This window comes from Candidatus Allofontibacter sp. (assembly GCF_038145245.1).
In the GTDB taxonomy this organism is placed as follows: domain Bacteria; phylum Pseudomonadota; class Alphaproteobacteria; order Pelagibacterales; family Pelagibacteraceae; genus Fontibacterium.
This window is the reverse complement of record NZ_JAYQPI010000003.1, coordinates 1-24,469: the sequence shown is the minus strand read 5'-3', so window position 1 is coordinate 24,469 and position 24,469 is coordinate 1. Positions and strand designations below refer to the sequence as shown.

Below are 24,469 nucleotides of genomic sequence, written 5' to 3'. Positions count from 1 at the left end.
AATTTTTTTAAATTGATTAAAATTATTTTATGCACGATTTAAAATATATTATCTTAGATAAAATTAAACAAAATATCGCATGTGAGAATTTAGAAGTGAATAATAAATCTCATTTGCACCGACATCATTCTCAATCACCAAAAAATAACAATAGTCATTTTGAAGTTATAATTTCTTCAGTAGAACTTAAAAAATTAAAGAAAATAGATGCACATAAAAAGATTTATGAAATTTTAGATGAAGAGATGAAAAACGTTATTCATTCTCTTGAAATAAAGATTAATTGAATTGTTCAATTAATATAGGTTTAATATTCTTATTTAAGTCGGAAGGTATAATTTTTGCCGCTCCAATTTTACTTAGTAATATTAGATTAATTTTAGAGCCTGATATTTTTTTATCATGTTTCATATAATTAAAAATTTTACTTACATCATTTTTATTAAAAATATTTTTAATTTTATAATTAAGATTTAATTTTTGATATAAATCCTTGATGCGCTGATGATCCTTTATATTTAGCATTTTCATTTTTACAGATAATGATGATGCAATTATCATTCCATATAATACTGCTTCGCCATGAATGAGAGCATTTGAATATTTTTTTACAGCTTCAAAAGCATGAGCAAATGTATGACCAAAGTTAAGTATTGCTCTTAGATTTTTTTCTTTCTCATCTTTTTGGACAATAATTGCTTTGCTTTTGCAACTTTCTTTAATTGCGTGCATAGCTAAATTTATATTGGTTAAATTAATTATTGAGTGCGAATTTTTTTCTAACCATGTAAAGAATTTTGAATTCATGATTAAGGCATATTTTAAAATTTCGGCATAACCTGCAACCAAGTGCCTATGAGGTAAGCTTTTTAAAGTTATAGGGTCAATCAAAACAAGTTTAGGCTGATAAAATGTGCCAATCATATTTTTGCCCTCACTAGAGTTAATCCCAGTCTTTCCACCAATTGATGAATCTACTTGAGCTAATAAGGTTGTAGGTATTTGAACTAGATTGACACCTCTTTTATATATACTGCCAGCAAATCCTGATAAATCACCAATAACTCCGCCTCCAAGAGCGATTACACAGTCATCGCGATTGAAATTATGTTTAAATAACCTTTTTATAATTGCGTTTGCAGAATTCATGTTTTTTGATTTTTCCCCGGCACTTAATGTGAATAGGTATTTATTTTTAGATCTTAATGAGGAAAATATTGAACGAATGTAAGATTTTGGAATGTTCTTATCAGTTATCAATAAAAACTTTTTTGCCTTTGGAATAATTTTTTTTATTTCAGCACCTGTATTCTTTAGTAAATTTTTACAAATAATAATGGGATAACTATTATTATTTAAATTAACTTTAATTGTTATTTTTTTCATAAAAATCAATAATCTTTTCAATAATTTTATTTTTGCTATTTAAGTTACAATTTATTTCGTAGTTGGCCAGTTTATATATTGGATCTCTATTTTTTTTTAAATTTTTAATACTTTTTTCAATATTATTTTGATCTATCATTGGTCTTTTTTTAGCATTACGCTTAATACGATTAATAATCAAATCTTCATCCATATTAAGCCAAATAGATAGATATTCTTTTAAGATTATTTTTCTAATAGTATCATTAATAAATGCTCCACCACCTATAGAAATTATTTTTTCTTTATCATTTTTGATTTTTAAAAAGACTTTTTCTTCTAATTCTCTAAAATATTTTTCTCCATTCTTTTTAAAGATCTCAGCAATGGTGAGACTAGCCTCATCTTCTATTAATGAATCGGTATCAATAAATTCAATTTTTAATTTTTTTGCAACTTCTTTACCAATAGTACTTTTTCCAGTACCCATCATTCCAACTAATACTAAGCTTTTATGCGTTGCCATTATTGAATGAATAATTTATTAACATAATTTTGCTTGAAATATTATATAATTAATCAGTTATGCCATTTAGAACCTCAATACAAATAATCTTAGGTGCTATTGTTGTAGTGATAGCTATCCTTTCCATTCTTTATTATTTTGGTTCAAAAGATATAGTTTTGGAAAAAACAAAAATTATCGAAAAGATACCCGTAGAAAAATTAAATATAGTTAAATAATAAACTTATCTAGATTCTGATCTAACAATTTCGTTATAGGCTGGCACGGTAAGAAAATCTTCAAATTGATTAGCAATAGACATATCTTCAAACATTTTAGCAGCACGCTCGTAATTACCTTTATCAAATTTCTGTTCTCCAACTTCTTTTTTTATTTGAACCATTTCTTCTTTAACAATTTTTTTTACGTAAGCTGGATCAATAGTTTGACCATCAACAGTTTTGCACTGATGTTTATTCCATTGCCAAACTTGTGCTCTTGAAATTTCGGCAGTAGCTGCATCTTCCATTAAATTATAAAGTGGTACACAACCATTTCCACCAAGCCATGCAGCTAAATATTGAATTCCAACAGAAATATTTTTTCTAATACCTTCTTCAGTAATGTCTCCTTTTTCAGCTAGTAATAAATCTTTAGCCTGAATGTCCGCATTACTAGGAATTTTATTAACTTGATTTGCTTGTGGCATTTTTTCATCAAATACATCTTTTGCAATTTTTACTAAACCAGGATGAGCAACCCAGGTGCCATCATGGCCGTCATTGGCTTCTCTTAATTTATCTTGTTTTACAGCATCCATTGCTTTTTGATTTAAAGCCTCATTGTCTTTAATCGGAATTTGAGCAGCCATACCACCCATGGCGTGAGCACCTCTACGATGACATGTTTTAATTAATAATAAACTGTACGATCTTAAAAAATGGGAAGTCATCTTAACAATAGACCGATCTGGCAATAAAAAATCTTTAAAATTTTTGAATTTTTTAATGTAGCTAAAAATATAATCCCATCTTCCGCAATTAAGACCTACGATATGATCTTTTAATTCAAACAAAATTTCATCCATCTCAAAAGAGGCAAGAATTGTCTCAATTAAAACTGTTGCTTTAATTGTTCCGTGTTTAATGCCTAATTTTTTTTGCGCTTCTGTAAATACATCGTTCCAAAGTCTAGCTTCAAGGTGACTTTCCATTTTTGGTAGATAGAAATAAGGACCTGTTCCATTTTGTAGAAGTTGTTTTGCATTATGATAAAAATAAATAGCAAAATCGAATATACCCCCAGAACATTTTTCATTATCAACTAAAAAATGAGCTTCATCTAAGTGCCATCCTCTTGGTCTAACAATAAGTACTGCATGTTTATTATTTAATTTATATTCTTTGCCAGAAGCCTTATCTGTAAAATTAATTTTTTTATTAACTGCATTTTTCAAATTAATTTGACCCTCAATAACATTATTCCAGGCCGGAGTTGCAGAATCTTCAAGGTCTGCCATAAAACAGCTGGCTCCAGAATTAAGAGCATTGACGATCATTTTTTGATTAGTAGGTCCTGTAATTTCAACTCTTCTATCTTGTAAGTCTTTTGGAACACCTAGAATTTTCCAATCTTTTTCTCTAATAGATTTTGTTTCATCTAAAAAATTTGGTCGCCAACCCCCATCAATTTTTTTTTGGACTTCTTGTCTACGTTTTAATAGTTCAAGTCTTCTAGAATTAAATTTTCGATGTAAATCTGTTACAAATTCTAAACAATCTAAAGTTAAAATTTCTTCAAATTCTTTAGAAATTTTCCCTGTAATAGTAGTATTTTTTGGAAAAGATTTCATATAGGCCACAATTTATATATAAACTTTATCCGAACTCAATATGTATAATAATAAAATTATTAGATGAATTACTTAGATTTTGAAGACGATATAAAAGTATTAGACCAAAGAATTCAAGAATTAAAAGCTCCTTATCTTGCAAAAGGGATTTCAATCATTGAAAATCCCACAGTGATAGAGGCTGAAAGAAAATTAAATGAAACATTAGAAAGAATTTATTCAAATCTTAATCGCTGGCAAAAAACAAAAGTTGCAAGACATGAGTTTAGACCACGTTCTATTGATTATATTAAAAAAATTTTCCCAGATTTTATAAATTTATCCGGAGATCGATTATACGGAGAAGATCAATCTGTGCTTGCGGGATTTGCAACTCTTGATGGGATTTCAGTTTTGGTTATTGGTCAAGAAAAAGGAAATGATACTCAATCTAGAATTCAAAGAAATTTTGGGATGATGAGACCTGAAGGTTATAGAAAAAGCATGCGTTTAATGAATCTTGCTGATAGATTAAATATTCCAATTATATCATTTGTAGATACTCCAGGCGCTTATCCAGGGAAAGGAGCTGAAGAGCGAGGTCAGGCAGAAGCAATCGCAAAATGTATTGAGTGTTGTCTTAATTTAAAAGTTCCAATGATTTCCGTGGTTATTGGCGAAGGGGGCTCAGGTGGAGCTATTGCTCTTGCAACTGCCAATAAAGTTTTAATGTTAGAATATTCTGTTTATTCAGTAATATCTCCAGAAGGATGTGCTTCTATTCTTTGGCGTGATCCAAAAAAAGCAAAAGAAGCAGCAGAAGCTATGAAAATTTCTTCTCAAGATTTATTTGAAAACAAAATTATTGATGAAATTATTAAAGAACCAAAAGGTGGCGCACATCGTAATCATGATGAAATGGTTGAAAATGTTACAATCAGTATTAAAAAAAATTTAAATGAATTAATTAAAATTTCTGCAGAGGAGCTTATTTATCAAAGAAAAAATAGATTTTTAAGTATAGGAAGAGATGTGATGATTACTAAGGAAGAATTTTATAAAGACGTACAAATTAATACTGTCACTTTTAATCCTTTTAATTGGAAATTATTACTTCAAAATAATCGCAGATTATTACTAACAGTTTTTGTGATAATTATTCTATTTATTTTAGCTTTAATTTTTACTTAAAGCGCCGCAGCAGTTTTTATACTTTTTTCCCGATCCACAAGTACAAGGGGCATTTCTTGAAATTTTTTCTTGAACTACAGGTTGTTGGGGTTGTGAAGTCTGTTCTTCTTTTGTTACTTGAATATTAATTAAGAACATAATTAAATTTTCTTTAATTTTTGATAGTAGATCTTTAAATAAATTAAAACTTTCTCTCTTGTATTCGTCTAATGGATTTTTTTGACCATAACCTCTAAGACCAATGACCTGTCTTAATTGTTCAAGATATTGTAAATGACTTCTCCATTCATAATCGAGATTTTGTAAGAAGATTCTTTTTTCTACATCTTTATTAATTTCATCTCCAACGATAGAGATTCTTGCATTTCTTTTTTGATCAAAATAATTTTTAAGGAATTCTTTTTGTTCAGAACTACTTTTTAAAATCCAACTATTAAAATCATTATCTTCAATTTTAGTTCCACATAAACGCTCTGTTTTTGTTTTAATTAATTTTTTAGTGTTTGAGTCAGCATTATCTCGATAATTATGTATTTCATTAATTAGATTTTCTACAATTTCATCAAAAATATCATTTACTACATTGTAAATATTTGGGTTTTTAATTACCCCTAATCTTTGTTCGAAAATTACTTTTCTTTGATCATTCATGACATCATCAAATTGCAACAAAGTTTTTCGAATATCAAAATTTCTTCCCTCAACTTTTTGCTGAGCTTTCTCTAAAGCCTTATTAATCCAAGGATGGTCAATAGATTCTCCATCTTTTAGTCCAAGTTTTTGCAGCATAAAATCAATTTTTTCAGATCCAAAAATTCTCATTAAATCGTCTTGTAAACTTAAATAAAAAATAGAAGCTCCTATATCACCCTGTCTTCCTGTTCGACCTCTTAATTGATTGTCAATTCTTCTGCTTTCATGACGTTCAGTTCCAACAACAAATAAACCGCCGTTAGCTAATACTTTTGCTTTTTCTTCTTCATGCTCTTGTTTAGTTTTTTCAACTAAAACTTTATCATTTGTTCCACCTTCTTTTATTTTTAGATCTAAATTGCCACCAAGTTGAATATCAGTTCCTCTACCTGCCATGTTAGTTGCAATAGTTACAGCACCAACTCTTCCAGCTTGAGCTATAATATTTGCTTCTTGTTCATGAAATTTTGCGTTTAGAACATTATGTTTTATTGATTCTTGTTTTAAGATTTTTGAAATTCTTTCAGATTTTTCAATACTAGTAGTTCCAATTAAAACAGGCTGTTTTTTTTCATTAGCAGAAATAATTTCTTTTATAATTGCATCAAATTTTTCTTTTTCAGTTCTAAAGATTTTATCATTAAAATCTTTTCTAATCATTGGTCTATTTGTTGGCACCTCAACTACATCTAATTTGTAAATTTCATAAAATTCCTCAGCTTCTGTCAAAGCAGTTCCAGTCATGCCAGAAAGTTTTTCATATAATCTAAAATAATTTTGGAATGTTATTGAAGCCAAGGTTTGATTTTCATTTTGAATCTGCACACCTTCTTTTGCCTCAATTGCTTGATGTAAGCCGTCAGAGTATCTTCTGCCTTCCATAATTCGACCAGTAAATTCATCAATAATGTAAATTTGATTATCTTTAACAATATAATCTTTATCTTTAGTAAAGAGCATATTTGCTTTTAAAGATTGATTGATATGGTGAACAATTGATAAATTTTGCGGATCGTAAAAACTAGAACCTTTTAATAGATTTATTTTTTTTAATTTATCTTCGATAAAATCTATTCCCTTTTCTGTTAGTAAAGCACTTCGATCTTTTTCATCAATATCATAGTGTTCCTTGTTTAATTGATTAACTAATTTATTACATAAAAAATATTGAGAAGAATTGTCTTCAGTTGGTCCAGAAATAATTAAAGGAGTTCGTGCTTCATCAATTAAGATACTATCCACTTCATCAACTATACAGAAGTAATGTTTTCGTTGTACCATCTCGTCAACGGAATATTTCATGTTGTCTCTTAAATAATCAAAACCAAATTCATTGTTAGTTCCGTAAGTGATGTCGCATTCATACTGTGCTTTTCTATTAACATCATCAATTCCGTTTATGATGCAGCCAACGCTAACTCCTAAAAAGTTATAAATTTTTGACATCCACTCGGAGTCACGTTTTGCAAGATAGTCGTTGACGGTTACAACGTGCACACCTTTTTCTGTTAAGCTATTTAAATAGGCTGGTAAAGTTGCAACTAATGTTTTTCCTTCCCCAGTTTTCATTTCTGAAATATTTCCTTGGTGGAGAATGATCCCACCCAGTAACTGCACATCGAAATGCCTTTGTCCTGTAGTTCTGATGCTTGCCTCACGAACACAAGCAAATGCTTCAGGTAAAATTTTATTTAAATTTTCTCCATTTTTAATTCTTTTTTTAAATTCTTGTGTTTTATTCTTTAATTCTTGATCTGAGAGCTTTTGGATTTCTGTTTCTAATGAATTAATTTTTTGAACTATTGGCTTTAATTCAGCAAGCTTACGTTCATTAGATGTTTTAAATAATTTTTTTAAAATGTTTAAACCGGGTATCATTTTGAGATATTATTACAGATAAATTAAATAGTATAAATTTAGCAACTACCTTATAACTGAAAAAATACTAAATAAAATACACATGACTACGCTATTTCAGAATTTTTTTAAGAAAAAACAACTTAATAGAGTTACCAAAGATTTTCCCGAGATGCCTAGTATTGATGGATTGGAAATTTCGACTGCAAGCGCGGGTTTGTATAATACAGATAGAGATGATGTAAGTTTATTTTATTTTCCAGATGGAGCGATATTTTCAGGAGTTTATACAAAGTCCTCAACAAGATCTGTTTGTATAGATTGGAATGTTAAAGCAAATAAAAGGGATGTTAGAGCCTTATTAGTTAATACTAGAAATGCAAATGCATATACAGGCAAACAAGGACTAAATAGCATTATTGAATTATCAAAATTCTTTTCAGATAAAAAAAAAATTTCAAATAAGCAAATTTTATTTGCATCCACAGGTGTAATTGGTCAACCTTTTCCACTTGCAAAAGTTAAAGGTGTATTGCCCAACTTAATTGAAAAATTAAAAAGACCAATGAAGTTAACTTGGATTAAGCAGGCCTTATCTATTATGACTACAGATACATTTGGAAAAATGAGCTGTGCCGTTGTGCAAACTAATAAAGATTTTATAAATATAGCAGGTATTGCTAAGGGATCAGGAATGATAGCACCAAATATGGCAACAATGTTTGGTTTTATTTTTACAGATGCAAATATTTCTCAAGAAGTTCTCAATAAAATGTTGAAAAGAAATACCGAAAATACATTTAATGCAATTACAGTAGATGGAGATACTTCAACAAATGACATGGTTTTAGTTTTTTCAACTAAAAAAGCTAAAAATAGAATTATTAATGATATCAATTCTAAAGCTGCAAAAGATTTTGAAAAAGCATTATATGAAGTAATGTTAGATCTATCAAAACAAGTTGTTTTAGATGGAGAGGGAGCTAAGAAATTTCTTACTATAAATGTAACAGGAGCATCAAATGTAAAATTTGCGAAAGAAATTGCCATGTCTATTGCAAATTCGCCACTTGTAAAAACAGCGCTTGCAGGCAGCGATCCAAATTGGGGTAGAATTTTAATGGCAATTGGCAAAACTAACGAAAGAGTAAAAAAAGAAAAAATTGAAATTAAAATTGGAGATTCTTTAATTACAAAATACGGAATGCAGGTACCAAGTTATGATGAGCAAAAAGTTAAAAATTATATGCTTGGGGACGATATTGTTTTTGATGTGAATTTAAATTTAGGTAAGGGAAAATTTACTGCTTATACTTGTGATTTTAATGCAGAATATATTTCAATTAATGCAGATTATAGATCTTAACTAGCCTGAACCTATAAGAATCCCAGCAGCTAATACTAACGCTCCACCAACAACAACTTGTAGGGCTGCTCTAAAAAATGGTGCTTCCATATATTTATTTTGAATCCAAACAATCGCCCACAATTCAAAAAATACAACAACCATTGCAATAATAGTGGCTGTCCAAAAATGAGGAATTAAATATGGCAAAGCATGACCTAACCCACCAATCGCAGTCATTATTCCTGAGGCAAGACCACGTTTTAATGGAGAGCCTCTTCCTGAAATTGCTCCATCATCGGACACAGCTTCGGTTAATCCCATGGATATTCCAGCACCAATAGAAGCTGCTAAACCTACAACAAAAGTTGTCCAAGTATTTTGTGTTGCAAATGCAGTTGCAAAAATAGGAGCTAGGGTTGAAACAGAGCCATCCATTAATCCAGCTAAACCGGGTTGCACCCATGTTAATATGAATTGTCTTTTAGAAGTTCTTGCCTCCACTTCTTTTGCATCTCCACTTGCATGTGATTCTATTAATTTATCTGCAACAGTTGTATGACCAGCTTCAGCAGCAGCGAGATCTCCTAGTAATTTTCTAGTTCCTGCATCGGTAGTTCTTTGGGCTGCTTTCATATAAAAATTATAAGCATCTTTTTCCATCATCTCAGATTCTAGTCTGATCCTATCAATGCTTAGATTTTTTATGAGCCATACTGGTTTTCGTGCGTAAAAACCTGAAACATGTTCTCTTCTTATAAGAGGAATATTTTCACCAAATCTTGACTGAAATTTATCAATTAGAATCTTTCTATGATTATCTTCAACTCTAGCCATATCTGTAAATATTTTTGCAGAATCAGGATAATCTTTTTTTAAATATTCAGCATAACTTCTGTAGATAGAAGCGTCATCTTCTTCAGAAGAGATAGCTAATGCTAATATTTCTTTTTCTGAAAGATCTGAAAATCTTTTTCTATAACTGAAACCAGGTATCATTAATATTAATTACTAATTTTAAATTTATAAATTAGATTACTTTTAGTTCACGTAAACCAGCATAAAAATCTTTTGCACCTTCATAACCAAAATAAATTGAAAGTAACAATAGAAGAACACTTGAAATTCTAAAGAAAGTTCCCATAGGAATGATTTTAGTAATTTTATTTAAACCAAAGTAAACAAAAACTAGGGCTAATGTTCCTGAAATCGCACCAGCAATTACTGGTACTGCGCTGTAAATAGTAGAAGTGAATAAAGCAGCATAAAATAAAACTACTTCAAAACCTTCTCGAATAATTGCAAAAAAAACTGTCAGTGATAAAAAAAAGGCGTTACCTGTAGAAATTGCTTTATCAACTTTTCCTTCCACATGTTGCTTTGCGTTGTGACTAAAGTAAGCAACGTAAGCTAGCATTCCAGATGCAATGAGCATTACTGAGCCTTCAAATAATTCTTGATGAGCATGAGTGATTGCAGAGATTTTTTTAACTGCTAAGGCAGCTAATATAGATACTACTACTCCAGCAACCAATCCCCACATAACAGCAGGACGTTGATGTCTCGCATTCATTTTGTCTAAATATGTAAATACTAAAATAGCAATTAATAAAGCTTCGAAACCTTCTCTAAAGAGAATAAAAAAAGAACTTAAATAAGGAGTTAGTGCTTCAGTCATTTTGATTGGGTGGTGTATGATTAATTATTTTTATATTTAATGTCAAACATTAATAAAATAAATACAACCTTTAATTCTGAGTATTTTAGTAGGAATAGTCTTTATTTTTCAAAGAGAAAAATAAGCTCAAACTCAATTTGTCGCATTATTTTTTTTCCAAATAAAATAATTATTTAAAAAAAATAAACTAACAAATAGAAAATAATTCCATTCAATTATAATTCTAGTATTCCAAGTTGTTAATTGTAAGAAACGATTGGTAAATAAAAATAAAACAAAGCCAAAAATAACAACCGTCAAACTATGATAAAAAGTGATTTTAATTGCTTTTGAAGAAACTATAGTCTGATAATCTTCTTTTATTTTCATATAAGACAATGCAATAATAAACTGAGTAAATACTAAGCTAATAATATAAATAAAAATTCCGCCTCTTCTCATAAACTTCCAAACTTCTGATCCTTCAATTCCAAGAAAAAGAATATAAATTAATAAGCAACTAGCTGAAATAAAACCAAAAAATAGAATTAAATTTAAATAAATTTTTGAAATTAAAAATTTTTTAAAAATTTTTATATTTTCAAAACAATAAACAAATATAAGAATAACTGTAATTAACATCATTGGTTTAAATATTAGGACGCCAGGATGACTTCTGCCAATTCTACTAATTGTGAAACAACCATTGATAAAAGGGTTGCACGGCTCATAAACATTAAGAGCTATCGCAATATTTAGACACGCAAAAACTGTTATTAATGGAATTATAAATAATCCAAGACTTAATCTTTGAATTAGCATTAAAAAATAATAATATTTAAATGTCTGTAAAGGTTCCGGTTCTAGGATCTTTTTTTAATATTCTCACCTGGTTTTCTTTTTTTTTGCGTGAATAAAGAAATAGCACTGTTACAATCAAAAAAATTATTAAAGTAATTAAATATTTAGTCATTATTTTATAAATTAAATAATAATTATGACTATTCGAGGTCAACTGCTAGACTAATAAAATGCAAATAAGATCAATAATTTTTATATGTCTTTTAAGCATAATAAGTTTTTTTCCAGCTTTTGGAGATGAAAAAAAGATTATTAAAGATTTAAAAGAAGGCGGAAAATTAATTCTTATTCGTCATTCAGAAGCTCCAGGAACAGGTGATCCAGCAAATTTTAAATTAAATGATTGTAAAACACAAAGAAATCTATCAGCGGAAGGAATTGAACAAGCCAAACGACTAGGAGAGTTTTTTAAAAAGAATAATATTCCTTTTGAAAAAGTTTATTCATCTGAATATTGTAGATGTAAAGATACAGCGAGATATGCATTTAAAAATTTTGAAACTTTTTCTGGGTTAAATTCTACTTTTGCAGACCCAAGCAAAACGCCAGCATATATAAAAAGAACTAAAGAATTTATTGAAAAATTAGATAAAAATAAAAATTACATATTTGTTGCTCACCACACTACAATTGATGGTTTGGTTAATAAATTTGCAAATTCTGGTGAGATGATCATAGTTGATAGAAAATATAAAATTATTGGCAGCTTTAAAGTTAACTAGCATACCTCATTTTCCAACATTGCATTAGTTAGTTATGCATTTTGCATATACATTTTTTGTATGAATTGGGAAAAGCTAAAAATATTTAAAAAAGTAGCTAATGCAGGGAGTTTTTTAACAGCATCCAAGCAAGATAATAAATCTCAATCAACTTTTTCAAGAGCGGTAATGGATCTTGAGAAAGAAATAAATCAAAAACTTTTTAACAGAACAAGCAAAGGAGTTATACCAACTTTGCATGGCAACGTACTTTTAAATTTAGTTGATGATTTTTCTAATAAATTAAATCATTTTAAAAACGATATCAAAAAAAAATAATTTTTTTGGTTATGCATTTCGATCATATCTGAATCATTTAATGATCATTTCATTTTAAAAAAAAAATTTGTTACTTCATAAATAATTAAAACAAATCAAAACAGGGAGTGTTATGAAACTAATTACTGCGATCATAAAACCCGAACAGGCTGATAATGTTAAGAAAGCTCTTAACAAAATCGGCGTTGATGGGTTGACGATGACAGATGTTAAAGGATATGGGAGGCAGAAAGGTCATACAGAATTTTATCGAGGTTCTGAATACGAAGTTGCTTTTCTTCCAAAAACTAAACTAGAAATAGCGGTCTCAAGTAAAAAATATAAAAAAGCTTTGGAGACCATTCTTAAAACTGCGAAAACTGGAAAAATTGGGGACGGAAAAATTTTCGTGACTAATTTGAGCCAAGTTATTCGCGTTCGAACAGGTGAAAAAGGAGATAAAGCAATATGATTAAACTAGTATCAAAAGTTTCATTTTTTTTAGTAATTTTATTTCAATCAAGTCTAGCTTTTGCTGAAGCTAAGCCAGTTCTAAATTCTGGTGATGCTTCCTGGATGCTAACAAGTACAGCGCTTGTACTGTTAATGACTATTCCAGGACTTGCATTATTTTATGGAGGATTAGTTGGTAAAAAGAATGTTGTGTCGACGATAAGTCAATCATTTATGATCACATGTGTTGTAACACTTATGTGGTTTATATGTGGATACTCATTAACATTTGGTGAAGGAAACTTATTTATTGGTGATCTTTCAAAAACTTTCCTTAAAGGAATAGAAGTTGCTGGTTTGACCATGACAATTCCAGAGTCGGTATTCGTTGTCTACCAATTAACTTTTGCAATAATTACAGTAGCACTTATTTGTGGATCAGTAGTTGAGAGAATAAATTTTGGTGCTTTATTTGTGTTTGTAATATTGTGGATTGTTTTAGTTTATGCACCGATTGGTCATATGGTTTGGGGTGGCGGTTATCTTTCTAAAATGGGTGTTTTAGATTTTGCCGGAGGAACTGTAGTTCACATTAATTCAGGAATTGCAGGATTAGTTGCTGCAATTATTATTGGCAAAAGAAAATCTAAAGTTAGACCTCACAATGTTGCATTAACTATGATCGGAGCGTCTATGCTCTGGGTGGGTTGGTTTGGTTTCAACGCTGGTTCGGCTGTTGCTGCAAATGGTAGCGCAGGAATGGCGATGTTAGTAACTCAAATTGCTGCAGCAAGCGCAGGTATCGCTTGGATGTTAGCAGAATGGTTTACAGGAGAGAAAAAACCAAGTCTTCTTGGTCTATGTTCAGGTGCGGTTGCAGGTTTAGTTGCAATTACTCCAGCTGCTGGGTTTGTTAATCCAGTTGGAGCATTTTTCATCGGTTTAATTTCTGGTGTTTTATGTTTCCTTGCTTGCACAAAATTAAAGAGTGCACTTGGCTATGATGATGCCTTAGATGTTTTTGGTATACATGCTTTTGGTGGCGCTGTAGGTGCAGTGCTAACCGGTGTGTTTGCTACAAAAGCAATTGGCGGAGTTGAAGGTGGTTTTGATCAAGTTAAATTACAATTGTTAGGTGTTGGTGTAACAGTACTTTACACAACTGTCGCAACTTACATCATATTAAAAGTAATTAATTTTATTACTCCATTGAGAGCTTCTGAAGTTCAAGAAAGAGATGGTTTAGATCTTTCTCAGCATGGAGAACAAATAAGTTAAATTATATCCCCCTATAGTTTTTACTTAAATAATTTGGGCCTAGATTTAATCTGGGCCCTTTTTATTTAAATTTCTATAACTCCACCTATTTCAAGGGTTCGATCTTTTGGAATTTTATAATACTCTGTAGCACCAAGCATTGTTCGGTGCATAATAATAAACAATCTTGAAAATATATTTGAGTCTTTAGTAATTATCTTAACTTTTCCAATAAAGAATGAGGTATCCAACATGCTAAATTTAAATTCAGTTGCTCTAATATGCGCTAGAACTCTCGGGATATTTGGTTCTTCTTGAAAACCATATCTTACAATAATGTTATAAAAATTATTTGAATAACGTTTAATTATTACCCTTTCATCGTCTCCTAATTTTGGAAAATTAGTAAAACTTAAATGCATAAACACAACACGTTTATGTAGGATTCTATTGTGTTTTAAATTATGAAGTAACGCCATAGGAACAACCTCAGTATTTGGTACAAAGAATACTGAAGTCCCATTAACTCTTTTAGGAGGATCTTTTTTAATTTGTGAAAAAAATTTTTTAATCTTTATTGATCCGTCCCATCGCGCTTTAAGCATTCGTTCTCTACCGTTTATCCAACTTAGCATCATTATAATTATTCCTAATGCTATAAAAATTGGAACCCATCCGCCTTCAAAAAATTTAAATAAATTAGAAGAGAAGAAAACAATATCTAAAATTAATAAAAGAACAAAAATTGGAATAAAAATTAATTTATTCCAACCTCTTACAAAAATTAGTAAGAATGTTGCAAGAATAGTATCAATTAACATAGCGCCAGTTACAGAAATTCCATAAGCAACCGCTAATTTTTCTGAACTTTTAAAAGCTATTATAAGTAAAGCTACTCCAATAAATAAAAGTATATTAATCTTAGACAGATAAACCTCTCCAAATTCATTAGTAGAAGTATGTTTAATTCTAAGTCTTGGAATATAACCTAATTGAACTGCTTGGCTTGTTACTGAAAAGACTCCTGATATGACTGCTTGTGAAGCGATGATCGTTGCTGTAGATGCTAAAATAATTAATGGAATTAATGCCCAGTCGGGTCCCAATCTAAAAAAAGGATTGTCAATTGTTTTAGGATCAGAGATTAATAATGCTCCTTGTCCAAAATAGTTTAATAAAAGAGCAGGAAAGACAACTATTAACCATGAAGTTTGAATTGGTTTTCTTCCAAAGTGACCCATGTCTGTATAGAGAGCTTCCGCACCAGTAACTGCAAGTACTACAAAACCCAAAATTGTAATCGCAATTCCTTGATGTTTAGATAAAAAATCTAAACCGTGTATGGGATTTAAAGCCTTTAAGATTTGCGGTTTATTTATTATTTCAAACAATCCTAACAATGCTATTGTGACAAACCAAACTAGCATTATCGGTCCAAAAACTGCACCAACTTTTCCAGTTCCAAATCTTTCAACTGCAAATAAAATAGAGATAAGTCCTAAAGAAATATAAATAACGTAAGGACCTAATTCAGGCGATAAAACCTTTAATCCCTCCACTGCACTTAAAACAGAAATTGCGGGAGTGATGATACTATCGCCAAAAAATAACGCCGCACCAACTGTGCCTAAGATAGTTACAATCCATTTTGCGTAAGGTTTTTTGCCAATTTTTCTAATTAATAATGCAGTTAATGCAAATACTCCTCCCTCACCATGGTTATCTGCACGCATTATTATAAAAACATATTTGATACTAACCACAATGATTAATGACCAAGTAATTAAAGATAAGACTCCAAAAACAGAGTTAGCTGTTCCAGTGCCACTTTGTTTTGCTACTTCTACTGATAGTTTAAGAGCGTAAAGTGGAGATGTTCCAATATCTCCAAACACAACACCAAGAGCTGCAATAATTAAAAGAGGTAGACTTCTACCGTTTTTAAGATTCATGAGGGTTTTATTTATATATAAATTTTATAAATCTCTAATGAATTGTTTCTTAATTATAAATTCAATAAACAATATATGAAAAAATGTAGTAAAAATGTCTTTTTCTCAATCAAGTAAATTTATATTATAAATATTTCAACTTAAGCACGAACAATTTATAAATTTGCGGTCTAACTAAAATTAATGAAAATCAAACTTAGAATTTTTATATTGGGATGTAAGGATGTTATTCCTTTATTAATCCCGGTCGTTCCTTTTGGAATAATTTTTGGAGTTATAGGTATTGAGTCTGGACTAGGAGCGACTATTACTTTTTTAATGTCGATGATAATTTTTGCAGGATCATCACAACTTGCTTTTGCACAACTTTTTACTAGCGGAGCAACAATTCCTGTTATTGTAAGTTCTGTTGCAATTATAAATTCAAGACATTTTTTATATAGTGCCGTAATCGCGCAATATTTGACAAAATTGAAATTATTTTGGAAAATTATTTTATCTTATTTTCTAACAGATCAAGCTTTTATTGTTTCTCAAAAATATTTTAAAAATCAATTAAATAATAAATTCAGACATTATCATTTATTAGGTTCAGGATTTACACTTTGGTTTATTTGGCAATTGTCAACAATTGCTGGAATTGTTGTTGGCGAGGTTATTCCAAAAGAATTAAATTTAGCTTTTGCGATCCCATTAACTTTTATTTCATTAATTATTGTAGATATGAAAAAAATAGATCATTTAATTGTTGCGATCACATCAGGTGTTTTTGCGGTAATTTTTTTTAATTTACCTCTTAGAACTTACATTATTGTAGCTGCAGCTGCTGGAATTTTAGTTGCTTATGGATTAACTCATACAAAATTTTTTAAAAAATAAAATGATTTGGTTAGCATTAATATCTGCAGGTTTTGTTACTTTCTTTACTCGTTTTTCAATGATTGCATTACTAAAAAAAGATTATTTTTCACCACGCATAAAATTAGTTCTAAGCTATGTTCCAAGCGCAGTATTTCCAGCAATTATTTTTCCAGCTATATTTTTAAATTCCACAGGTCAGTTAACATTTGTAGATAATCCAAAAATTTTAGCTGCTTTAATTGCGGTGTTAATTGGTTATTTAACAGAGAATGTAATTGCTACTATTTTTTCAGGTCTTGCTGTTTTGTGGTTATTAATTTTTTTGACTTAATAATTTTGATCATATTGCTTAGTATTTCAAGATAGCTTAAAGATTTAATCTAATGCTTCGTGCTATATTTGTTATTTTCTTTTATCAGCTTTTAGGAGAAGCTTTAAAAAAATTTTTTGAAATGCGTATACCAGGTCCAGTGATAGGACTTATTCTTCTTCTTGTTACATTAATATTTCTAAAAAAATTTAAAACCGCAGCTGTAGCTAATTTAAAAAAGGATGTCGTAAATACTTCAAATTATATTTTAGGATATCTGTCACTTTTATTTGTACCTATCGGCGTTGGAGTTGTGATGCATCTTTCTTACTTAGAGAGTAACTTATTTAAAGTTTTAGTGATTGTTTTTATCTCAACTATTCTAACCATCGGGATTACCGCATTTTTAATGGAGAAAATTAATAAGCGGATTAACAAAAAATGATTCAAAAAGACAAACTTTATAGCATTTGGGTTTATTTACAGGCTGAACCTTTATTTTGGTTAACGTTGACCATAGGTTCATATTTAATAGGTGATTATCTTTATAAAAAATCAAAATTATTTCCACTCGTTAATCCAGTTGCAATTTCAATTTTAATTATTTCACTGGTATTAATTAATTTAAATATTTCTTATGAAAGATATTTCGATGGTGCAAAATTTATTCATTTTATGTTGGGGCCGGCAACCGTTGCTCTTGCAATTCCAATCTATAAACAATTTAAAGTTATACAAAAAGAAGCGCTGAGCATTTCAGTTTCGTTAATTATTGGAAGTTTATTTGCTATTATTTCCACGTTTATTTTGTGCGAAATTTTTAAAATAGATGATCAAGTTATATTTAGTATGCTTCCAAGAAGTGCAACCGCTCCAATCGCTATGGGTATTGCAGATTTGATTGGTGGAATTCCTTCACTGACTGCAATTATAACAATTTTAACTGGAATTATGGGCGCATCATTTGGAACTTTTGCATTAGATTTTTTAAAATTAAAAGATATGTCTGCACGTGGATTTGGTTTAGGCCTGGCATCACATGGACTTGGTACAGCAAGAGCAATGAGCAGAAATGAAACGGCAGGAGTCTTTGCAGCTTTAGCGCTTGGACTTAATGGTATTGCAACCTCAATTTTAGTTCCACTTTTATTTAAATTATTTAATATTTTTTGAGATGGCTTTAAAAAATACTTTATCTAATTACGGTGTAGTTAGTAAAAACTTTCACTGGATTATGGCTTTTATTATCTTATTTAATTTTATCCTAGGTTCTTTCATGGGAGATTTAGATAAAGGACCTTTTCGTTCTTTTTTATTTAATTTTCATAAATCCACAGGAATCTTAGTAATAGTTTTAATTATTCTAAGATTTTTTTGGAGACTTGTTAATTTAGTTCCAACTCCTTTATCGCAAAATAATTTGTTAAATAAAATATCAAAGTTTGTTCATTATTTTTTTTATTTTATTTTATTAGTGGTGACTTTTAGTGGTTGGACTTATTCATCAGCTAGAGGAGGGCCTTTTAATGTCTTTGGACTGTTTTCAGTGCCAGCGCTTGTTGAAAAGAATGAAGAAATTGGAAAGATTGCTAAAGATATTCACACTATATCTGTCTATATATTTATTGCTTTTGTGGCGTTACATATTTTAGCAACTTTATATCACCATTACTTTTTAAAAGATAAAACATTAAAAAGAATGTGGTATTAGACTATTTGATTATTTCCTTAAGCCACTCAATTACAAGATCGCTTGCCACTTCAGGCGTCATAGCATGATCTGCCACTACAGTTTGATATTTACTCATTGGATGAAAAGGAGTTTTTTCAAATGAGTAGTTTTTACCAACTTTTATAAGGTCCTTTTCTCCCTCAATATATAAAAATGGAATTGCTTTTTTGAATTCTTTTGCAGTCTTTGCCATGTGTCCTAATCCATCAGGATTAAAATAGGAAAATAAAACATCCGCTCTTATATGATCAAAATCTTTTTTTCGTCCAGAATTATAATCTGTAAATTTCATTAAAGTTTCAGGTTTGCCTTCATCAAAGTTTTTTTTTGCCTGATTTATAATCCATGAATGACCTTGTATTTTATAGTACATGTCGTTAGGAGAATGACCAGGAGCTAAAGCAATTAAGGCGTTTGCATCACCGATATAAGCTTGATATGCCATAGATGCATTCGCTCCAAAGCTATGACCTGCAAAAATTATTTTTTTAATACCATTTTTTCTATAGTTTTCTGATTTTTTTTGAAGTTCACTTAATAAACTTTCATAAGTTTGATCGTAATTTCTATTTCTACTCCAAGGCATTTCAGGTCTTTCAACTACGCATAATTTTTCAATTTTTTCTGATAGTATTTTTAAATAAGGGGAAGAAGGAAGACCCCATTTACCGTGCATTAAAATAACAGCACAATTTTGACCGGCTTTCCCATTTATAGTTAGAGTAAGTAGAAAAAAAATGCTCAAAATGAATTTCATATCTATTGCTTTTTTAAAATATAATATTAAGTTTAATTTATATGGCAACATATGAGTGTCCAAAATGTAAAATGTCCGCAAATGTTACTTGTGGAAAATGTGATGCACCTCTTAAAGATGCTTCATTAAAACTAGACAATGGACAAAAAGTTCAGATTTGTGAATGCCCAAACGGTCATGGAAAAATTAAAAGTCCATTGTGTTGTGGGCAGGATATGAGTTGCTCAGTTCCTCAATAAATCTTTTTAAATTTAATTATAAGTTTTCTATTTATTATTTAAGAACTTTTGTTTAATAGATACCAATTGTTATGAGACAAGTTTACATAAACGGAGAATTTAAAAAAGAAGATGAAGCGAAAGTTTCAGTCTTTGATCGAGGTCTTTTATTTTCAGACTCTTTATACGAAGTAACATCCGTACTAAATGGAAAACTAATAGATTTTAATAATCACATGAAACGATTAGATCGTTCTATGACTGAGTTAAAATTTAAAAAGATGTTAAATCATAAAGACATATTGGCATTTCATAGAAAATTAATTGAATTAAATAATCTACAAGAAGGAATGATTTATCTTCAAGTAACTAGAGGAGTAGTCGATAGAAGTTTTGATATGCCAAAAGATGAAATTAAACCAACGGTTCTTGCGTTCACGCAAGAGAAAAAGATTATTGAGTCTGAAGGAGCTAAAAATGGAATTAAAGTTATGACTCTTGATGATTTGAGGTGGAAACGCTGCGATATTAAAACAACGCAATTACTTTATGCAAGTATGGCAAAAACAGAAGCCACAAAAAAAGGTTTTGACGATGCTTGGATGATTAGACAAGGTTATATTACCGAAGGCAGTTCTAATAACGCTTGGATTATCAAAGGTAAAATCATTATGACCAGACATGCCGATAATTTAATTTTAAGTGGGATCACAAGAGATGCAATTTTTAAATGTGCAAAAGATTTAGGTTATGAGGTAGTAACTAAAAATATTTCATTGCAAGATGCGCAATCAGCCCATGAAGCTTTTATTACATCAGCAACAGCTTTTGTTATGCCAGTTGTAAGAATTAATTCTAATCAAATCGGTGATGGTAAACCTGGAAAATTTACGACAGCACTTCGAGCAGAATATATTAAGCAAGCAATAGAAAATGCCATTTAAATTGTAGTGACACCTTGTTAAATATTAGACATTTATTAAAACATTTTACATTAATTTTAATATAATTTATTTAAGAACACTTATGAAAATTGATATTAAAATTAATTCTAAAAATCTTGATAAGGGACAATTAATTATTTTAGTATCAACTTTTTTTGCTTTTATTTCTTTATTCTTACCGTGGGTAAATGCTGCATTCATCACTGCAGGTTCATTTCAAATGAATACTTTTTTATTTATGCTTCTTTATATTTTGCCTGTTTATCAGGTATTTAATAGAAAAAAATTTTTTGTAGATCCAACTCATAATTTTATTGTGGAGGTAGGATCTGGGGTTTTAGCGAGTTTTTTTACGATTATATTTATTTTGACTCGATCTACTAACTTACTTGGTCATAATGTTAATTTATCAGGATCTGGAAGTTATTTATTCTTATTTTCCTCTTTAGCTCTCACTTATGGTTCTTATTTAGACTATCAAAAGAATAAATAATAATTTTTTACTATTTGCTAATTTTACTAGCCCAAAATTTATCTAAGAAATAATACCAGACACCATTTATCAATGGTTCTACAATTGCATCAACTGCAGCAAGTTCTAAAGTTGATCCAGTAATCATGACATTACAAGTAGCAGCGATGATAATGTGACCTATAGTGTAAACGATTGCTCTTGCTATGCTTGAGCTTACCAATTGGTTTTTTATTGCGTTGAAAAATCCTTTATCAATTTCTGACATGACAAGGAATATAAACCTATAAAGCCGGAATTCAAGCTGAGTTAAAAATAATTGTTTTAAGTTCTTTAGAAATTAAATAAAAATGATAATCATTAAATTAGATGAATATTTCAATTTTATTTACAATAATTTTTATAATTTTTTATTTAGTCCTTACTATTATTACAATTAGGGCAAGAAAGTCAGCTGGAGTTCCCTACGGTGATGGCTTTAATAAAGACTTAACTAAAGCCATTAGAGCCCATGGAAATTTTTATGAATTTACAGTTTTTTTTATAATTTCTTCTTTTTTATTAGAAATATTAGATGCCAATCAAATTTATGTTCTTCTTATAAATATTATATTTTTAATGGGCAGAATTTCACATGCTTACAGCATGTTAAAAGAAAAATTATTATTTAGAACGATTGGGATGATGGCAACTTTATTCTCTTACGCAATTAACTGCATTTATTTACTATATCTTTACTGGCAGTATTTTGCTCATTTGGAATAAGAAGTTTTGTCTTCCGTGCTAGTTTTCGGTTTTTGAAATAAATCATTCATTCTTTTAATTCTTCTACTTGTTGTGTATTCAAACCAAGCTGGGTTTATGGCGTGCACAAACGCTGTAACAAATGACCATAAACATTTAAGACCAATTTTCATGGCAAAAAACATATGTTCAAAGTAACCTTTATTAGCAAGTTCTAAATGTCTTTTGATTTTATTGAGCATATTTAATTAATACCTATATTATATACTTAAATTATTTATCTGTATCAAATCACACAATTTCAAGGGTCATTAAGAATTTTTATTTCATTATAAAACATTGAAACTCTTAAAATCATGACCATATGTTGGTTATGGATTTGAACAAGTTTACAGAACGATCAAAAGAAATATTAAATTCAGCGCAGGTTTTAGCGATGATGCAAAATCATCAGTTATTACAACCTGTTCATTTATTAAGCGGTATTATTGAGGATGATGATACTGCATCATTATTATTAGAACCTGCAGGATTAGATTTAAAAACTACCAAGGTAGCTATTGAAAAAGAATTAAGAAAAATACCTTCCGTCACTGGAAATTCAGGTGGGATTAGCGCATCAAAAGAATTCGTGGTCACCCTTGAAGAAGCTAAAAAGATCTCAAAGCAAAAAGGGGATGAATATGTTCCAGTTGAAAATATACTAGAGGCAATACTGCAAACTGAAAAAAGTTTATTAAAATTATTACAAAATAATGGATTTAACTTAAGTAAATTTAAATCTGTACTGGAGACTACCCGAAAAGGTCAAAAAGTGACCAATGCCAATGACGATGCAAATTATGAAGCATTAAAAAAATATACAATTGATATTACTGAAAAAGCAAAAAATGGAAAATTAGATCCGGTGATTGGCCGTGATGAAGAGATTAGACGCGCTATTCAAGTTCTTTCAAGAAGAACTAAAAACAATCCAGTCTTAATTGGAGAGCCTGGCGTTGGTAAAACAGCTATTGTTGAAGGACTAGCACTTAGAATTATTAATGATGATGTTCCTGAAAGTTTAAGAGGTAAAAAATTATTAGCATTAGATTTAGGTTTGTTAATTGCGGGTGCAAAATTTAGAGGAGAGTTTGAAGAAAGATTAAAAGCTGTTCTTAAAGAAATAACAGCGCAGCAGGGTGAAGTCATCGTATTTATTGATGAAATGCACACATTAGTTGGTGCAGGCGCAGGCGATGGATCTATGGATGCATCCAATATGTTAAAGCCAGCCCTTGCAAGAGGAGAGTTGCATTGTATTGGCGCTACAACACTTGCTGAATACAGAAAGTATGTAGAAAAAGATGCAGCATTAACTAGAAGGTTTCAACCAGTATTTGTAACGCAGCCAACTGTTGAAGATACAATCTCAATCTTAAGAGGTCTTAAAGAAAAATATGAAATGCATCACGGGGTGCACATTTCAGATAATGCGCTTGTATCAGCAGCGGTGCTTTCGAACCGTTACATTACTGATAGATTCTTACCCGACAAAGCAATTGATTTAATGGATGAAGCATCAAGTAAGCTTCGAATGGAAATAGATTCAAAACCAGAGAATATTGATGAGATTGATAGAAAAGCTATTCAGTTAAAAATTGAAAGAGAAGCTTTAAAAAAAGAAGACGATTCACTTTCAAAAATTCGATTAAAAGAACTAGATGAAAAAATTGCTGAATTAGATAAAAAATCAGCCTCTCTTACAGAGGTTTGGGCAAAAGAAAAAAATCAGATTCAATCGGTTCAAAAGATCAAAGAAGAAATTGAACGTAATAGAGTTTTATTAAATAATTATCAAAAAAAAGGTGATTTAACAAAAGCCAGTGAAATTATGTATGGCAAACTTCCTGAATTAGAAAAGAAATTAAAAGAACAAGATAAAGGAGTTTTGGGTCAGTATAAAACTTTAAATAAAGAAGTGGGCGAGAATGAAATTGCAGCTGTGGTTTCTAAATGGACAGGAATTCAAATTGATAAATTATTAGAAGGAGAAAGACAAAAAATTTTATCAATGGAAAAAGTCATCTCAACAAAAGTGATTGGTCAAAAAGAGGCAATTACTTCTGTAAGTAATGCGGTAAGAAGATCAAAAGCTGGTATTCAAGATCCAAACAGACCTCTTGGTTCATTCCTTTTCTTAGGACCAACAGGGGTTGGTAAAACAGAACTAAGCAAAGCCCTTGCATCATTCTTATTTGATGATCAAAACGCAATGATTAGAATTGATATGTCAGAGTATATGGAAAAGCACTCTGTCAGCAGATTAATTGGTGCCCCTCCAGGATATGTGGGTTATGATCAAGGTGGCGCGTTAACGGAAGCTGTTAGACGTAGACCTTACCAAGTGATTTTATTTGATGAAGTTGAAAAAGCTCATCCAGATGTATTTAATATTTTTCTTCA

29 protein-coding genes are annotated in these 24,469 nt (G+C 30.1%); 18 read left to right on the top strand and 11 right to left on the bottom strand.

Annotated features, from left to right (window positions below):
* The first annotated feature begins 29 nt into the window (after nt 1-29).
* Nucleotides 30-287 (top strand): BolA family protein, encoded by a 258-nt coding sequence (locus AC8IGH_RS01200; RefSeq protein ID WP_507418890.1) that lies wholly within the window; start codon nt 30-32, stop codon nt 285-287.
* Here the strand turns inward: AC8IGH_RS01200 and aroB are convergent.
* Nucleotides 280-1,386: a 3-dehydroquinate synthase gene (gene aroB, locus AC8IGH_RS01195; protein ID WP_507418889.1), complete on the bottom strand. Its 1,107-nt coding sequence runs from the start codon at nt 1,384-1,386 to the stop codon at nt 280-282. The genes AC8IGH_RS01200 and aroB overlap by 8 nt on opposite strands.
* On the bottom strand, nt 1,367-1,891 hold the full coding sequence (locus AC8IGH_RS01190; protein WP_507418888.1) for a shikimate kinase: 525 nt from the start codon (nt 1,889-1,891) through the stop codon (nt 1,367-1,369). Before AC8IGH_RS01190 ends, aroB begins: the two co-directional genes overlap by 20 nt.
* 59 nt (nt 1,892-1,950) lie before the next feature.
* Between AC8IGH_RS01190 and AC8IGH_RS01185 the strand changes: the two genes are divergently transcribed.
* Nucleotides 1,951-2,109: a hypothetical protein gene (locus AC8IGH_RS01185; protein ID WP_507418887.1), complete on the top strand. Its 159-nt coding sequence runs from the start codon at nt 1,951-1,953 to the stop codon at nt 2,107-2,109.
* A gap of 5 nt (nt 2,110-2,114) precedes the next feature.
* Here AC8IGH_RS01185 and aceB read toward each other — a convergent pair whose 3' ends face one another.
* Nucleotides 2,115-3,722, bottom strand: coding sequence for a malate synthase A (gene aceB, locus AC8IGH_RS01180; RefSeq protein WP_507418886.1), 1,608 nt, complete (start codon nt 3,720-3,722; stop codon nt 2,115-2,117).
* A gap of 63 nt (nt 3,723-3,785) precedes the next feature.
* Between aceB and AC8IGH_RS01175 the strand changes: the two genes are divergently transcribed.
* Nucleotides 3,786-4,892, top strand: coding sequence for an acetyl-CoA carboxylase carboxyltransferase subunit alpha (locus AC8IGH_RS01175; RefSeq protein ID WP_507418885.1), 1,107 nt, complete (start codon nt 3,786-3,788; stop codon nt 4,890-4,892).
* Here AC8IGH_RS01175 and secA read toward each other — a convergent pair.
* Nucleotides 4,878-7,463 (bottom strand): preprotein translocase subunit SecA, encoded by a 2,586-nt coding sequence (secA, locus tag AC8IGH_RS01170; protein WP_507418884.1) that lies wholly within the window; start codon nt 7,461-7,463, stop codon nt 4,878-4,880. The genes AC8IGH_RS01175 and secA overlap by 15 nt on opposite strands.
* Nucleotides 7,464-7,545: 82 nt before the next feature.
* Between secA and argJ the strand changes: the two genes are divergently transcribed.
* On the top strand, nt 7,546-8,808 hold the full coding sequence (gene argJ, locus AC8IGH_RS01165; RefSeq protein WP_507418883.1) for a bifunctional glutamate N-acetyltransferase/amino-acid acetyltransferase ArgJ: 1,263 nt from the start codon (nt 7,546-7,548) through the stop codon (nt 8,806-8,808).
* Here argJ and mbfA read toward each other — a convergent pair whose 3' ends face one another.
* The 3 genes from mbfA to AC8IGH_RS01150 form a co-directional block, all read right to left on the bottom strand.
* On the bottom strand, nt 8,809-9,786 hold the full coding sequence (mbfA, locus tag AC8IGH_RS01160) for an iron exporter MbfA (protein ID WP_507418882.1): 978 nt from the start codon (nt 9,784-9,786) through the stop codon (nt 8,809-8,811). It lies immediately after the preceding gene.
* A gap of 31 nt (nt 9,787-9,817) precedes the next feature.
* Complete coding sequence (locus AC8IGH_RS01155) at nt 9,818-10,465, bottom strand: FTR1 family iron permease (protein ID WP_507418881.1); 648 nt, start codon at nt 10,463-10,465, stop codon at nt 9,818-9,820.
* Between the two features lie 132 nt (nt 10,466-10,597).
* On the bottom strand, nt 10,598-11,266 hold the full coding sequence (locus AC8IGH_RS01150) for a hypothetical protein (protein WP_507418880.1): 669 nt from the start codon (nt 11,264-11,266) through the stop codon (nt 10,598-10,600).
* A gap of 209 nt (nt 11,267-11,475) precedes the next feature.
* Between AC8IGH_RS01150 and AC8IGH_RS01145 the strand changes: the two genes are divergently transcribed.
* The 4 genes from AC8IGH_RS01145 (at nt 11,476) to AC8IGH_RS01130 (ending at nt 14,055) form a co-directional block, all read left to right on the top strand.
* Nucleotides 11,476-12,027, top strand: a complete 552-nt coding sequence (locus AC8IGH_RS01145) for a histidine phosphatase family protein (RefSeq protein WP_507418879.1) — start codon at nt 11,476-11,478, stop codon at nt 12,025-12,027.
* A gap of 60 nt (nt 12,028-12,087) precedes the next feature.
* On the top strand, nt 12,088-12,345 hold the full coding sequence (locus AC8IGH_RS01140; RefSeq protein ID WP_507418878.1) for a LysR family transcriptional regulator: 258 nt from the start codon (nt 12,088-12,090) through the stop codon (nt 12,343-12,345).
* Between the two features lie 112 nt (nt 12,346-12,457).
* On the top strand, nt 12,458-12,796 hold the full coding sequence (locus AC8IGH_RS01135; RefSeq protein WP_507418877.1) for a P-II family nitrogen regulator: 339 nt from the start codon (nt 12,458-12,460) through the stop codon (nt 12,794-12,796).
* Nucleotides 12,793-14,055 carry an ammonium transporter gene (locus tag AC8IGH_RS01130; RefSeq protein WP_507418876.1) on the top strand — a complete coding sequence of 421 codons (1,263 nt, stop codon included), beginning with the start codon at nt 12,793-12,795 and terminating at the stop codon, nt 14,053-14,055. The genes AC8IGH_RS01135 and AC8IGH_RS01130 overlap by 4 nt, the downstream gene beginning before the upstream one ends.
* Nucleotides 14,056-14,120: 65 nt before the next feature.
* Here the strand turns inward: AC8IGH_RS01130 and AC8IGH_RS01125 are convergent, their stop codons facing one another.
* Entirely contained in the window at nt 14,121-15,986 is a 1,866-nt protein-coding gene (locus tag AC8IGH_RS01125; RefSeq protein WP_507418875.1) for a potassium transporter Kup, read from the bottom strand.
* Between the two features lie 183 nt (nt 15,987-16,169).
* Between AC8IGH_RS01125 and AC8IGH_RS01120 the strand changes: the two genes are divergently transcribed.
* From AC8IGH_RS01120 to AC8IGH_RS01100, 5 genes are read left to right on the top strand one after another with little or no spacing between them, the layout of a single operon-like run.
* On the top strand, nt 16,170-16,865 hold the full coding sequence (locus AC8IGH_RS01120) for an AzlC family ABC transporter permease (RefSeq protein WP_507418874.1): 696 nt from the start codon (nt 16,170-16,172) through the stop codon (nt 16,863-16,865).
* Nucleotide 16,866: 1 nt separating this feature from the next.
* Complete coding sequence (locus AC8IGH_RS01115) at nt 16,867-17,178, top strand: AzlD domain-containing protein (RefSeq protein WP_507418873.1); 312 nt, start codon at nt 16,867-16,869, stop codon at nt 17,176-17,178.
* A 52-nt stretch (nt 17,179-17,230) separates the two neighbouring features.
* Nucleotides 17,231-17,602 carry a CidA/LrgA family protein gene (locus tag AC8IGH_RS01110; protein WP_507418872.1) on the top strand — a complete coding sequence of 124 codons (372 nt, stop codon included), beginning with the start codon at nt 17,231-17,233 and terminating at the stop codon, nt 17,600-17,602.
* Nucleotides 17,599-18,330 carry an LrgB family protein gene (locus AC8IGH_RS01105; protein ID WP_507418871.1) on the top strand — a complete coding sequence of 244 codons (732 nt, stop codon included), beginning with the start codon at nt 17,599-17,601 and terminating at the stop codon, nt 18,328-18,330. Before AC8IGH_RS01110 ends, AC8IGH_RS01105 begins: the two co-directional genes overlap by 4 nt.
* Nucleotide 18,331: 1 nt before the next feature.
* A complete protein-coding gene (locus tag AC8IGH_RS01100; protein WP_507418870.1) occupies nt 18,332-18,868 on the top strand; it encodes a cytochrome b in 537 nt (178 codons plus the stop codon).
* A 1-nt stretch (nt 18,869) separates the two neighbouring features.
* On the opposite strand, the gene AC8IGH_RS01095 is transcribed toward AC8IGH_RS01100, so the two are convergent.
* Nucleotides 18,870-19,565: an alpha/beta hydrolase gene (locus AC8IGH_RS01095; RefSeq protein ID WP_507418869.1), complete on the bottom strand. Its 696-nt coding sequence runs from the start codon at nt 19,563-19,565 to the stop codon at nt 18,870-18,872.
* A 122-nt stretch (nt 19,566-19,687) separates the two neighbouring features.
* Between AC8IGH_RS01095 and AC8IGH_RS01090 the strand changes: the two genes are divergently transcribed.
* The 3 genes from AC8IGH_RS01090 (at nt 19,688) to AC8IGH_RS01080 (ending at nt 21,301) form a co-directional block, all read left to right on the top strand.
* Complete coding sequence (locus tag AC8IGH_RS01090; RefSeq protein WP_507418868.1) at nt 19,688-19,885, top strand: hypothetical protein; 198 nt, start codon at nt 19,688-19,690, stop codon at nt 19,883-19,885.
* A gap of 71 nt (nt 19,886-19,956) precedes the next feature.
* Nucleotides 19,957-20,808, top strand: a complete 852-nt coding sequence (locus AC8IGH_RS01085) for a D-amino acid aminotransferase (protein ID WP_507418867.1) — start codon at nt 19,957-19,959, stop codon at nt 20,806-20,808.
* A gap of 82 nt (nt 20,809-20,890) precedes the next feature.
* Nucleotides 20,891-21,301, top strand: a complete 411-nt coding sequence (locus tag AC8IGH_RS01080) for a hypothetical protein (protein WP_507418866.1) — start codon at nt 20,891-20,893, stop codon at nt 21,299-21,301.
* Nucleotides 21,302-21,311: 10 nt separating this feature from the next.
* On the opposite strand, the gene AC8IGH_RS01075 is transcribed toward AC8IGH_RS01080, so the two are convergent.
* Entirely contained in the window at nt 21,312-21,548 is a 237-nt protein-coding gene (locus tag AC8IGH_RS01075; RefSeq protein WP_507418865.1) for a DUF2061 domain-containing protein, read from the bottom strand.
* Nucleotides 21,549-21,649: 101 nt separating this feature from the next.
* Here AC8IGH_RS01075 and AC8IGH_RS01070 point away from each other — a divergent pair, with 101 nt between their 5' ends.
* Complete coding sequence (locus tag AC8IGH_RS01070) at nt 21,650-22,045, top strand: MAPEG family protein (RefSeq protein WP_507418864.1); 396 nt, start codon at nt 21,650-21,652, stop codon at nt 22,043-22,045.
* On the opposite strand, the gene AC8IGH_RS01065 is transcribed toward AC8IGH_RS01070, so the two are convergent.
* Entirely contained in the window at nt 22,033-22,266 is a 234-nt protein-coding gene (locus tag AC8IGH_RS01065) for a DUF6356 family protein (RefSeq protein ID WP_507418863.1), read from the bottom strand. The genes AC8IGH_RS01070 and AC8IGH_RS01065 overlap by 13 nt on opposite strands.
* A 131-nt stretch (nt 22,267-22,397) precedes the next feature.
* Between AC8IGH_RS01065 and AC8IGH_RS01060 the strand changes: the two genes are divergently transcribed.
* Nucleotides 22,398-24,469 (top strand): AAA family ATPase (locus AC8IGH_RS01060; protein WP_507418862.1); only part of this gene is annotated, 2,072 nt, incomplete at its 3' end.

Coding starts and splice junctions, on each gene's coding strand:
- AC8IGH_RS01200 (WP_507418890.1), top strand. CDS start 30: ATGCACGATTTAAAATATATTATCTTAGATAAAATTAAACAAAATATC.
- aroB (WP_507418889.1), bottom strand. CDS start 1,386: ATGAAAAAAATAACAATTAAAGTTAATTTAAATAATAATAGTTATCCC.
- AC8IGH_RS01190 (WP_507418888.1), bottom strand. CDS start 1,891: ATGGCAACGCATAAAAGCTTAGTATTAGTTGGAATGATGGGTACTGGA.
- AC8IGH_RS01185 (WP_507418887.1), top strand. CDS start 1,951: ATGCCATTTAGAACCTCAATACAAATAATCTTAGGTGCTATTGTTGTA.
- aceB (WP_507418886.1), bottom strand. CDS start 3,722: ATGAAATCTTTTCCAAAAAATACTACTATTACAGGGAAAATTTCTAAA.
- AC8IGH_RS01175 (WP_507418885.1), top strand. CDS start 3,786: ATGAATTACTTAGATTTTGAAGACGATATAAAAGTATTAGACCAAAGA.
- secA (WP_507418884.1), bottom strand. CDS start 7,463: ATGATACCCGGTTTAAACATTTTAAAAAAATTATTTAAAACATCTAAT.
- argJ (WP_507418883.1), top strand. CDS start 7,546: ATGACTACGCTATTTCAGAATTTTTTTAAGAAAAAACAACTTAATAGA.
- mbfA (WP_507418882.1), bottom strand. CDS start 9,786: ATGATACCTGGTTTCAGTTATAGAAAAAGATTTTCAGATCTTTCAGAA.
- AC8IGH_RS01155 (WP_507418881.1), bottom strand. CDS start 10,465: ATGACTGAAGCACTAACTCCTTATTTAAGTTCTTTTTTTATTCTCTTT.
- AC8IGH_RS01150 (WP_507418880.1), bottom strand. CDS start 11,266: ATGCTAATTCAAAGATTAAGTCTTGGATTATTTATAATTCCATTAATA.
- AC8IGH_RS01145 (WP_507418879.1), top strand. CDS start 11,476: ATGCAAATAAGATCAATAATTTTTATATGTCTTTTAAGCATAATAAGT.
- AC8IGH_RS01140 (WP_507418878.1), top strand. CDS start 12,088: ATGAATTGGGAAAAGCTAAAAATATTTAAAAAAGTAGCTAATGCAGGG.
- AC8IGH_RS01135 (WP_507418877.1), top strand. CDS start 12,458: ATGAAACTAATTACTGCGATCATAAAACCCGAACAGGCTGATAATGTT.
- AC8IGH_RS01130 (WP_507418876.1), top strand. CDS start 12,793: ATGATTAAACTAGTATCAAAAGTTTCATTTTTTTTAGTAATTTTATTT.
- AC8IGH_RS01125 (WP_507418875.1), bottom strand. CDS start 15,986: ATGAATCTTAAAAACGGTAGAAGTCTACCTCTTTTAATTATTGCAGCT.
- AC8IGH_RS01120 (WP_507418874.1), top strand. CDS start 16,170: ATGAAAATCAAACTTAGAATTTTTATATTGGGATGTAAGGATGTTATT.
- AC8IGH_RS01115 (WP_507418873.1), top strand. CDS start 16,867: ATGATTTGGTTAGCATTAATATCTGCAGGTTTTGTTACTTTCTTTACT.
- AC8IGH_RS01110 (WP_507418872.1), top strand. CDS start 17,231: ATGCTTCGTGCTATATTTGTTATTTTCTTTTATCAGCTTTTAGGAGAA.
- AC8IGH_RS01105 (WP_507418871.1), top strand. CDS start 17,599: ATGATTCAAAAAGACAAACTTTATAGCATTTGGGTTTATTTACAGGCT.
- AC8IGH_RS01100 (WP_507418870.1), top strand. CDS start 18,332: ATGGCTTTAAAAAATACTTTATCTAATTACGGTGTAGTTAGTAAAAAC.
- AC8IGH_RS01095 (WP_507418869.1), bottom strand. CDS start 19,565: ATGCACGGTAAATGGGGTCTTCCTTCTTCCCCTTATTTAAAAATACTA.
- AC8IGH_RS01090 (WP_507418868.1), top strand. CDS start 19,688: ATGGCAACATATGAGTGTCCAAAATGTAAAATGTCCGCAAATGTTACT.
- AC8IGH_RS01085 (WP_507418867.1), top strand. CDS start 19,957: ATGAGACAAGTTTACATAAACGGAGAATTTAAAAAAGAAGATGAAGCG.
- AC8IGH_RS01080 (WP_507418866.1), top strand. CDS start 20,891: ATGAAAATTGATATTAAAATTAATTCTAAAAATCTTGATAAGGGACAA.
- AC8IGH_RS01075 (WP_507418865.1), bottom strand. CDS start 21,548: ATGTCAGAAATTGATAAAGGATTTTTCAACGCAATAAAAAACCAATTG.
- AC8IGH_RS01070 (WP_507418864.1), top strand. CDS start 21,650: ATGAATATTTCAATTTTATTTACAATAATTTTTATAATTTTTTATTTA.
- AC8IGH_RS01065 (WP_507418863.1), bottom strand. CDS start 22,266: ATGCTCAATAAAATCAAAAGACATTTAGAACTTGCTAATAAAGGTTAC.